The following is a 10,218-nucleotide window of genomic DNA, read 5'->3' as shown; positions in this document are numbered from 1 at the left end:
CATTCCGACTGCTCTCAACTTGTTGTCTCTCCAAAATTCGGTTTATTCCTTCTACTCCAAGTCTTTTGATATCCCTAGGTTGCGGGGCAACTTGCAGAACCAGCATGCTACTTGTCGCATCAAACTTTCCAAACACCGTTTCATGCTCGGGAAAGTAGATTTTCAGCCACCTCTGAATGCGATTTTTTATACTGCTCATTTCCTTTTGGATGCGCATTCTGCAAGCCATCGCTATTCGCAGTTCTGCATAGATCCCCTCCGGGATATAGGGCTCATTGTATCTCCCCTCGATGACCAGCTTAGCAATTGTTTTGGGGTCCTTAGCATCCGTTTTGCTGGGGTGGTTGTCATCAAGCTCCTTACTACGCTTTACATGGAATGGGTTTACGAGGACTAGCTTAATGCTTTGCTCTTTTAGATATGATGCCAGGCCGAACCAGTAATGGCCGGTTGGCTCTGCGCCTACCACTATGCAGTCCTTTTGTGCTTGACCTTTTAAACGTTCAATCCATGCATAGAAATCCCTGAATCCTTCAGCACTGTTTTCAAACTTGAATACTTTGCCCAGCTCTACTCCTCGCCAGTCGAAAGCCCTGGCGTAATGAAGCTCGCTGGCGATGTCCACTCCGATAACAATACTTCTTTCAGAAAGTTGCTTTAGTTTCTCGTTTTGTGTAAAATTCATTTGGGATGACCTCCGTTATTTTGATTGGATTCTGTTGGCCAACAGTCCTTTCAAATTGTAACGTGAGGTCTTCTTTTTGACAAAGCTCATTTTTTCCTACTACAGGAATGCTCCTCTTTCTATTCGAAAAACTTTATTAGGAAAACCTTTTAATCTCTTCGGATAAAATCATCTTCCATTTTAAAATAAGAGTCAGAGAAAGAAACACTTCATCCTTGTCAAATTTTATGAGTTAAATGTTAATGAACTTTGGACATATGGTGCTAAGATAATGATCATACACACTTAAACTTGAAGGATTGGAATTGTCAACGAGCAAAATTTGTGCACTTTCCAATGCCGCCTTGGCACTTCCAGAAAGAGCGTCTTGGAAGTTTTTAGCTGAAACTACATAGACAAAGTCTCGATTAGCATTTAATATTTCAGCGATATTTGCAGATAACTCAAAACAACTAAAGCCATAAATTCTTTGGGGAGATGGTAACTGGCCTATGACATTTGAAGATACTACTCCTATTCCCCCGATTATAATTGTTTTGTAGACTTTCAAATCCTTCAACGTTTGTCATGTAGCTTCAGGTAAACTATTTGATTCAGTCATGAGAATAGGAACTCCATTCTGAGCCGCCCATGATGCAATGGAAGTGCATCTGAAAAGTTATTTCCATTTGTGTCTCAAAATTATTGGCAATAATACAATGTAATTAGTACTCCATTCCTCCTTTATATCCTAATAATAAAAAGACTAAGTAACTTTCCTTTACCGAAGCATTAGAAAACTACTTAGTCTTTTAATATTTCGGTAACCTGGCAATCATAGCATTTAGCCTTAGACCCATAGCTTTGCGTATCCCGTCTTTCGGCGGGTTTGCTTTTTACTTAAAAATAATATTACCATATATTGCGAAGAAATTTTGTCGTAATATGGATTATTTATATCATTATTTAAATTGTCCTAGCGAATTATGAAAAAACAAGGAGAAAGTACTCCTCAACATATTTGGGTATACAAATATTCATTCCAAAATCACCCTCCCTACAATTCCCACCTTAAACACAAACTCTACCTCTACCATCGACTGGATCCTAACTTTCTCTATCAATCTTCGAAACAAATCTCCATCAAACTTATCCAGCAGCTTGCCATCCGATAAAATAATCGTAGGCACTGGAAAAATCCAGTGCCTACAACGATTGAAATTTATATATCGGATTATGACAGATGGCTATCAGGTCTATCATACGTTGGAGAGCGAACGTGAAAATCTGGTGGTTGAGCACTTCCGAAACCGTTGTTTTACCGCAGTTGCATGATTTTGCAATTTCCAGACCATTGCTCCACAGCACATGAAACATGGTTCACAGCTTGAATATAGCGTATATTCATGCAAATCCACAATATGTGTTTCATTGCAAAACTTCCGAATTAATCTGGCTACAGCGTGAAATGTCGGGTCAGTTGCAGTATATATCTGATTTTCATTTGTATAAACTATTTCATTGTCTTTTACGAGTTCAGTGAACGCCCTTTTGGAAAGGTAAGAACACCTTGTTAAGGTTCTCACACTATTTAGCCTTAAATGCCCGCCAAATGTAGAAAATCAGTGTAACTAACGGTTGCAATATAGATATTGAGATGAAACCTATTCCAAGGCCTAGCTCCTTACACATTGCAGCCTCAATAGTTCTCCATTGAATATAAGCGAAAATCCAAATTACTTTTATCTTTAAAGCTTGGACCATTAACCTGGCCGATTTATATTGTATCTCCGCGTTTTGCTCAGTAATATCAAAGGGATTGAACCTATGTGGATAACGATTTAATACGTTAAAAATATGTACATTAGAACGACCACTGCAACTAATAGGAATATTTCTCCTTTCGACCCCCATCGATCAACTTGGCCCTGTGTATTGTAATGAGCCGGAATTTTACTCGGTAATGAGGGCCATATAATTACAGGATAAATTAATGAAGTTGCTGTCGAGGCGGTTTCTTTAACTTGCCAAGTGGCAAGTGGCCGGATGATTCGAAAGGAATCATGCAAATTATGTAGAAATATCTTATATGAAATTTATTTATAAGTTATTGGAGGAAAATCGATCTAATGAACAGTTTGGACAACAATACCAACCTGCAAAAAGTTTTAGTAAAATCCCAAATATCAGACACTTTCCTGGATGAGTTCTCCAAAGAAAACATCTCTGATCTGGTTTTTTTAGCAAGAAAACTAAAAAAAAGAAATGTAGAACTTGAGCAAAGCAAAGAGCTCTTTTACAATATTGTAGAAAATATGATGGATTGTGTTACAGTCTTTTCTGCAATACGAAACAACGACGGTAAGATAGTTGACTTTACTCTTGACTATATTAATCAAGCGGCTTGTAAAAACGCTAATAAATCCAGAGAAGAACTAATCGGCCATAGTTTGCTAGCATTTTCTTATGATGTGGCTAAAGCAGGGCTTTTTGATGCTTATTGCAAAGTTGTTGAGACAAACCTACCCTTTTCGCGAGAATCAATTTATTATAACACTGATAACAAGAATGTTCAGGGAGCTTATGATAACAGAACAATAAAAATGGGCGACGGGGTAGTCGTTATATACCGGAACATAACTGAAAAGAAGCAGCTAGAAATAGATAATCTTAGAACATCTGAGGAACGTTTCTCAAAAGTTTTTTACTATAGTCCTCTCATGATGTCGATAATAAGTAAATATAGCCATCAATACATTGCTGTCAATCGTCGTTTTTTAGAGATAAGAGGTTTATTACTAGAAGATGTAATTGGCAAAACCCCACCTCAGCTTGGCATTCCCGAAAGTGAATTTGAAGAAGTTATTAATCTTCTTCAAAAAAATGGCTTAGTTGATAACTTTGAGGGATCAATGATTGCAAAAAATAGTTCGAAGGGCACTGTCTTGCTCTCTGCTCAACAAATCCAACTTGGCGACCAAGAATGCATCTTGATATCTTACAATGACATTACCGAGTTAAAAAAAATACAGTCAGATATTGCCCGACTTGATCGTTTTAACCTTATTGGTCAAATGGCTGCTGGTATTGGCCACGAAATCAGGAATCCTTTGACCGTAGTGAAAGGTTACCTCCAACTGATGGGATCCAAACCAGAACTCGAACCGCATTTTTCCAAAATAGAGACGATGATTAGTGAAATTGATCGTGCTAACTCAATCATAACTGAGTTTCTTTCTCTAGCTAAGCACAAATCGTCAGAACTACAAAACCAAAACATAAACAGCATTCTGCTAAACTTATACCCTCTTCTTCAGGCAGATACCTTCACTCAAAACAAGCAAATAGTATTAGCAACACAGCCAACACCGTATATCCTCCTAGACTATAAAGAGACATCTCAGCTAATTCTCAATCTTTTTCGAAACGGTCTAGAAGCCATGCATGAGAACGGTACTCTAACCATACGTACATATGTTGAGGATGTTCACGTAGTTCTAGCTATTCAAGATGAGGGGCCTGGAATTCCTTTAGAATATATAGACAAACTGGGCACTCCCTTTTTTACTACAAAAGATACTGGAACTGGATTAGGTTTAGCTACCTGTTACAGTATAGCTGAGCGGCATCAAGCTAAAATTAGAGTAGAGAGTAGCCCCTGTGGGACTAATTTTATGGTGTATTTTCCAATTCCCCAAACAAAATAGAGCCTTACCGTAAATTAATTTTTGTTAAAACAAGTATCACAGGCTACTGTGGTCAGATCCACTTTTCTCAAGCCCATTCCTCTCGATAAGGTCGAAAAACACATCCTTTCCATTGTTACTTTCGTAAATAAAATCTTTCAAGCTTTTGCTTTTATACCCAGAAAAATCGCCGACTATAGCAATCCTAACATGGTAATTAACAAACTTCTGCAAAATTTCTCCTGCAAGTTTAGTTTTTAAGTCGAAAAAGTCCTCAAAAATTTCATGCATAGAGATGTAACGCCCTGCCACGGGCAACAAAATTATTTCACCAATTTACTTTTGATTATCTTGAAATGCTTAGTTCAAATAATTATGTATAATTTAAGTAGATGGTATTCATTGCAAAAAAGCCGTTTAGGGTTGAATTACTCTACCCTAAACGGCTTACTTAATTCCTAGTCAATTTCACATTCAATCTCTGTGCCCTCTAGCAGTTATGGATTAGGCTATGCCAAGCAAGCGGCAGCCCTCATTTTTGATATTGATAGCAGCGTTTATGTCGCGGTCTAATTCTGCTCCGCAATGACTACAAGTCCAGGTCCTATCTGATAGAGCTAGTTCTTTATTTTCGTTGTCGCAGAACCTGCACATCTTACTGGATGGAAACCACTTTTAAAAGTCATACGAGCTATATTCTGGTTACATATTGCTTAAGCACTTAATAGCATACCGAATATCCTTATCATTAATGATGATGCCCACTGCAATCCTCTGTTCCATCGGAGTTTTTAATAATTATTAAGGCATTTTTCTCCATTAAATCGAGAGCATTTTTAACTGAACTACCAGCGCTAAAAAATCTTGTTACATATGCATCTGCCAATATATTAAATGCTAAAGGCTCTATTTTACCAGTTATTAAAGCCTCACAATCATGCTTTAACACTTCACTTGCTAGGCTTTCTGTAGATGAGCATTCCAAATATTTATCATTTTTAATAACTGTAATACGTAAATCATTCATGTTAACAATTAGTAGATATAAACATCGCTCAAATTCTTTAGATACCATACTGTCCATGCTTTTGCCGTCTGCGGCTACTGCAATATTCATTATTATCCCTCACTTTATCTATGGGTGATCAGAATTCGTGTTTACTACAGACCCCTATTTTGTCAATACCCTTCTTTAATTGATCCGGCGATCATTCACGCACGTCATATTTGGGGCTTTTTAGGGATAATGAGGGGTTGGACTGGGGGGGCTTTGCTGGCTTTCGAGTAAGCGGCGGAGTTACCCTCAAGGTGTCGGTCCTTTGGGAACTCCTTAGGGATAGAGTTCATCAAATATTCGTTGAAAATCTGCGTTTAAAGCCATATTATTGGGTATAACTTAAGTAGAAAGAAAAAGCCGACTTAAAGAGAGTGACTTGGTACTACTAAAAGTTTTTAAGTATTCGTTATTGAGGAGATATCAATGCTTGATGTTTTTTTGTTGGGAACAGGGGGTATGATGCCACTGCCTAATAGGTGGCTAGCATCCCTCCTGTTAAGACATAATGGAAGATTGATTTTAATAGATTGTGGTGAAGGAACTCAGATCCCGTTAAAAATGGCTGGGTGGGGTTTTAAAACTCTTGATGCCATTCTATTTACCCATTATCATGCGGATCATATAGCTGGACTACCCGGACTGCTTCTCACGATAGGTAATTCAGGAAGGGAAGAACCGTTAACTCTGATGGGGCCTCCAGGACTATTAAAAATTGTCGATGGCATAACTATCATTTCCCCTGAATTACCCTATGAGTTAAGACTAATCGAACTATCAAACATTGACTGTTCCGAAACATGCATATGTAATATTGATATTAAGAGTACTCCCGTTGATCATACTCTTCCTTGCTTATCATATTGTATTGAGCTTAAAAGGCAAGGTAAATTTGATGTTGCATTTGCTAAAAAGCTAAATATACCTATAAATTATTGGAATATCCTTCAGAAAGGTATGACAATAAAATTTGAAGACAAGACGATAAGCCCTGAAATGGTTCTTGGTGAAAGAAGAAAAGGCCTCAAAATTTGCTATTGTACAGATACAAGGCCGACAGAAGACTTAGTTGAATTTATTAAAGACTCAGACCTTTTTATTTGTGAAGGAATGTATGCGAATGAAAACAATTGGGTCAAAGCTGTGCAGAAAAAGCATATGATGTTTGCTGAAGCAGGATTACTCGCAAAGCGAGGAAAAGTAAAAGAACTTTGGCTTACACACTATAGCCCATCCTTAACAAAACCTGAAGAACATATTGAGGCTGTGAGGGCAATTTTTGCAAATACAATAGTTGGAAAAGATTTGTTAACTAAGACAATAAAGTATACAGATTAATTCAAAACTAAAATTGGACAAATTTTGTACCTCTTTGGTAAGCATTCATTCTCCTTTCCCCATTTCATTGTCATAATCGGTAATCCCAACGTACATCTTCATATGAAATCTCTTCGCACATCGCAGGATTGTGTGGAAGTTATGATTATTTACCATCTAGCCACTACTGTCGGGTCCATTATATTTTCTGAGTACTTGCAATGAACTGCGAAATTAATCTTCTCATTAATGGATTGGTGCTTGCCAAGGATTCTGGATGCCATTGAACCGCGATGAAAAAAGAGGAAACTTTGGTATACTCAACAGCTTCAATAATCCCGTCAGACGCTTTGGCTACAGCTCTCAAATCAGGGGCCAATACATCTATCGCTTGGTGATGTAAACTGTTTACTCTAACTCTGTCTTCTTGAAAAATCTCATATAATTTGCTATTTTTTTCGACTGTCACCCAGTGCGTATCACGATTTCTTTCGGCAGTTTGAGAATGTTGCAGAGCTTTACTAACAGTACTTGGAATATCCTGAATTAATGTTCCCCCTAATGCTACATTTAATAGTTGCACACCTCTACAAATCGCTAATAATGGAACTTGATGTTTAAGTGCATAATTTACGATACTAATCTCCACTTGATCTCGTTCCGGAATTGTATGCCCTAAACCAATACGCGGGTCTTGTCCATAAAATTTTGGGTCTACATCTTCACCTCCGCTTAGGATAATTCCGTCACACAGTTTTAGCATTTCAATGGTTATTTCTGGGCTAACATACGGAAGGATAATTGGAATTCCTCCGCATAATATTACAGATTTATGATAATCTTGATGTACATAAACACCTTCCATATAAGAATTATGTTTAACGTAGGCACCGGTAATTCCAATAATAGGCTTATTATGCATGCTGAAATATAACCCTCCTACAAATAAGCTGATATGTTGTAAAACCGAGTTTTTCATACAATGGTTTCCCGTCCTGTGTAGTCAAAAGATCAATGGATGAGACTCCTAATTGTTTTGCTTCTTCAATTATACTTTCTATTACTTTTTTTGCGAACCCCATTCTACGACATTTGGGATATGTAAATACATTAAGCAAAGTTCCTGTTTTGCCAGGTGTGAATATTGGATTTGCCGGTCTTTCATCTACTACAAGAAATGCAGTAGAAATTACACTGTCTTTCGTTTCGGCTAATACCGCCAAAAAGTCATTGTTTATATGCTTTGTGAAATATGATGCCAACTGTAATCGGATTGCGGACTCTTGAACTTCTGCTAGATTTCCAATGTGATCAAAAAGAAAATCAAGTCGCAAATTTATAAGTATGACTTAGCCTCTTCTGTAAGCTGCATCTTGTAACTGATATTAACTGCCTCAAACAATGCTTCTTTGGTTGGAAAATGGCGATATATTGTACCGATACCTACCCCGGCTTGGCTGGCAATTTCACTAATTGGAATTGATAGTCCTTTTTCAGCGAAAATCTTTTGGGCCGCTTTCAGTATCTGCTCTCTATTTTGTTTTGCGTCCGCCCGCAATGATTTTGTATTATCGGCAAAATTCGAACCATCAGGCTTCGGAATATGGGTCGTCTTGTTCGGAGAGTCCTCCAACATTAAAATAACCACCTTTCATTTTGATTTTACTCCAAAATTTAAGCATTGACGACGGAATAACGGTTCCGTATAATATCCATATAAACGGAGTTTAAATTCCGCTTATGTAGATTGTGAAAGGTGGGTATTCAATGACTATACAAAATATAAAAGCGAGCAGCCCAAGAGAAATCTTCATGAAAAATAGGATTTATTTTTTTACAGGTACAGGAAATAGTCTTAAGGTTGCAAAAGATATTGCAAAAGCATTACCCAATTGTGAGCTTGTTGCAATTTACAAAGACACTCTATTAGAGATACCATCTGGTTATGAGCGTGTAGGATTTGTCTTTCCTAATTATGCCGGAGGTCCACCATCAATGGTAGCAAACTTTATCCGCAAAATGAAGTTTTCGTCTCAAAGTGATACCTACATTTTTTGTGTAGCGACATACGCAGGAAACAATGGTGCTGTTATTTCACAAATGGACAATTTGCTTCAACAGAGGGGTTTACATCTGAACTATGGTGCCAAAATTATTTCGTATCCAAATGCGGTAACAGCATACCCTATGCCTTTAGAAGTCAACGACATTCTAAAAAAGGCTGAAATCAATACCAAACCAGTAATTGATAGTATTGTTGCAAAACAGCACATACCCATTCCACCCATAGAATTGTCTGATAAAGAGCGATATGATACATTTATAGCTTTCATTCGCAATAGCACGAATAGCTATGATGTAAATAACGATTGTATCTCCTGCGGGATATGCCGGGATGTTTGTCCGGCAAAGAATATAACATTAGAGGATGGAATGCCTGTATTCCACAACCAATGTGAATGCTGTATGGCCTGCATTCAACACTGCCCAGAACGAGCCATCAATTACGAGAATAAGACACAGGATAGAGCGCGTTATACACATCCTGATATTGGTCATAAAGTCATTTCACAATATTACCTGCCTCAGGATGCGAAATCTGCCGATAACAGTTAGATCTGAACTGTTTAGCTGCCGAATTTAAAAATGAATCAAAACATGCAAATGAGTTGAGAATAATTAATGTAGCTAATACGGAATTTCTGTTCTGCTTATATTAGTTTATCTTTAACGCGAGATATATTTTATGATTATCCTATCAATAACAAGTTGACTCAAATGTTAATAAAAGAGGAGCATTCCTGTAGTAGGAAAAAATGAGCTTTGTCAAAAAGAAGACCTCACGTTACAATTTGAAAGGACTGTTGGCCAACAGAATCCAATCAAAATAACGGAGGTCATCCCAAATGAATTTTACACAAAACGAGAAACTAAAGCAACTTTCTGAAAGAAGTATTGTTATCGGAGTGGACATCGCCAGCGAGCTTCATTACGCCAGGGCTTTCGACTGGCGAGGAGTAGAGCTGGGCAAAGTATTCAAGTTTGAAAACAGTGCTGAAGGATTCAGGGATTTCTATGCATGGATTGAACGTTTAAAAGGTCAAGCACAAAAGGACTGCATAGTGGTAGGCGCAGAGCCAACCGGCCATTACTGGTTCGGCCTGGCATCATATCTAAAAGAGCAAAGCATTAAGCTAGTCCTCGTAAACCCATTCCATGTAAAGCGTAGTAAGGAGCTTGATGACAACCACCCCAGCAAAACGGATGCTAAGGACCCCAAAACAATTGCTAAGCTGGTCATCGAGGGGAGATACAATGAGCCCTATATCCCGGAGGGGATCTATGCAGAACTGCGAATAGCGATGGCTTGCAGAATGCGCATCCAAAAGGAAATGAGCAGTATAAAAAATCGCATTCAGAGGTGGCTGAAAATCTACTTTCCCGAGCATGAAACGGTGTTTGGAAAGTTTGATGCGACAAGTAGCATGCTGGTTCTG

Annotated in this window: 12 protein-coding genes, 2 pseudogenes and 1 riboswitch; of the genes and pseudogenes, 4 read left to right on the top strand and 10 right to left on the bottom strand. The window is 38.0% G+C overall.

Features of this window, described 5'->3' with window-relative positions; all coding sequences use genetic code 11:
• The 4 genes and pseudogenes from DEAC_RS21615 to DEAC_RS24920 form a co-directional block, all read right to left on the bottom strand.
• Positions 1 to 685 (bottom strand): annotated as a pseudogene (locus DEAC_RS21615) (IS110 family transposase); the annotation flags it as partial.
• A gap of 232 nt (positions 686 to 917) precedes the next feature.
• A complete protein-coding gene (locus DEAC_RS21610; RefSeq protein ID WP_083996435.1) occupies positions 918 to 1,244 on the bottom strand; it encodes a cell wall-binding repeat-containing protein in 327 nt (108 codons plus the stop codon).
• A gap of 239 nt (positions 1,245 to 1,483) precedes the next feature.
• A riboswitch (cyclic di-GMP riboswitch) is annotated at positions 1,484 to 1,568 on the bottom strand.
• 355 nt (positions 1,569 to 1,923) lie between these two features.
• A complete protein-coding gene (locus DEAC_RS24400; RefSeq protein WP_242847245.1) occupies positions 1,924 to 2,250 on the bottom strand; it encodes a deaminase in 327 nt (108 codons plus the stop codon).
• A 255-nt stretch (positions 2,251 to 2,505) separates the two neighbouring features.
• Positions 2,506 to 2,733, bottom strand: a complete 228-nt coding sequence (locus DEAC_RS24920; RefSeq protein WP_161796491.1) for a DUF1648 domain-containing protein — start codon at positions 2,731 to 2,733, stop codon at positions 2,506 to 2,508.
• Between the two features lie 60 nt (positions 2,734 to 2,793).
• On the opposite strand from DEAC_RS24920, the gene DEAC_RS21600 reads away from it, so the two are divergent.
• Positions 2,794 to 4,371: a PAS domain-containing sensor histidine kinase gene (locus tag DEAC_RS21600; RefSeq protein WP_242847244.1), complete on the top strand. Its 1,578-nt coding sequence runs from the start codon at positions 2,794 to 2,796 to the stop codon at positions 4,369 to 4,371.
• A gap of 36 nt (positions 4,372 to 4,407) precedes the next feature.
• On the opposite strand, the gene DEAC_RS21595 is transcribed toward DEAC_RS21600, so the two are convergent.
• From DEAC_RS21595 to DEAC_RS21590, 3 genes and pseudogenes are all read right to left on the bottom strand, one after another.
• A complete protein-coding gene (locus tag DEAC_RS21595; RefSeq protein ID WP_083996437.1) occupies positions 4,408 to 4,641 on the bottom strand; it encodes a DUF4180 domain-containing protein in 234 nt (77 codons plus the stop codon).
• A gap of 213 nt (positions 4,642 to 4,854) precedes the next feature.
• A pseudogene (locus tag DEAC_RS24915) lies at positions 4,855 to 5,010 on the bottom strand (zinc ribbon domain-containing protein); the annotation flags it as partial.
• A gap of 88 nt (positions 5,011 to 5,098) precedes the next feature.
• Positions 5,099 to 5,467, bottom strand: coding sequence for a NifB/NifX family molybdenum-iron cluster-binding protein (locus DEAC_RS21590; RefSeq protein ID WP_047812153.1), 369 nt, complete (start codon positions 5,465 to 5,467; stop codon positions 5,099 to 5,101).
• Positions 5,468 to 5,830: 363 nt separating this feature from the next.
• On the opposite strand from DEAC_RS21590, the gene DEAC_RS21585 reads away from it, so the two are divergent.
• Entirely contained in the window at positions 5,831 to 6,742 is a 912-nt protein-coding gene (locus DEAC_RS21585; RefSeq protein ID WP_047812152.1) for a ribonuclease Z, read from the top strand.
• 178 nt (positions 6,743 to 6,920) lie between these two features.
• Here the strand turns inward: DEAC_RS21585 and DEAC_RS21580 are convergent, their stop codons facing one another.
• Genes DEAC_RS21580 through DEAC_RS21570 form a run of 3 tightly spaced genes read right to left on the bottom strand, consistent with a single transcriptional unit; the run spans position 6,921 to position 8,357 of the window.
• Entirely contained in the window at positions 6,921 to 7,643 is a 723-nt protein-coding gene (locus DEAC_RS21580; RefSeq protein WP_047812151.1) for a gamma-glutamyl-gamma-aminobutyrate hydrolase family protein, read from the bottom strand.
• Positions 7,636 to 8,055 (bottom strand): GNAT family N-acetyltransferase, encoded by a 420-nt coding sequence (locus tag DEAC_RS21575; protein WP_053006572.1) that lies wholly within the window; start codon positions 8,053 to 8,055, stop codon positions 7,636 to 7,638. The genes DEAC_RS21580 and DEAC_RS21575 overlap by 8 nt, the downstream gene beginning before the upstream one ends.
• Before the next feature lie 2 nt (positions 8,056 to 8,057).
• Positions 8,058 to 8,357: a TetR/AcrR family transcriptional regulator gene (locus tag DEAC_RS21570; protein WP_053006571.1), complete on the bottom strand. Its 300-nt coding sequence runs from the start codon at positions 8,355 to 8,357 to the stop codon at positions 8,058 to 8,060.
• 131 nt (positions 8,358 to 8,488) lie between these two features.
• Here DEAC_RS21570 and DEAC_RS21565 point away from each other — a divergent pair, with 131 nt between their 5' ends.
• On the top strand, positions 8,489 to 9,337 hold the full coding sequence (locus tag DEAC_RS21565) for an EFR1 family ferrodoxin (RefSeq protein ID WP_242847243.1): 849 nt from the start codon (positions 8,489 to 8,491) through the stop codon (positions 9,335 to 9,337).
• A 290-nt stretch (positions 9,338 to 9,627) separates the two neighbouring features.
• Positions 9,628 to 10,218 (top strand): IS110 family transposase (locus DEAC_RS21560; protein WP_047812150.1); only part of this gene is annotated, 591 nt, incomplete at its 3' end.

It is taken from the genome of Desulfosporosinus acididurans (genome assembly GCF_001029285.1).
Taxonomy (GTDB): Bacteria; Bacillota; Desulfitobacteriia; order Desulfitobacteriales; family Desulfitobacteriaceae; genus Desulfosporosinus; species Desulfosporosinus acididurans.
The sequence above is the reverse complement of the archived record's forward strand: the minus strand, read 5'-3'. Positions and strand labels throughout refer to the sequence as shown.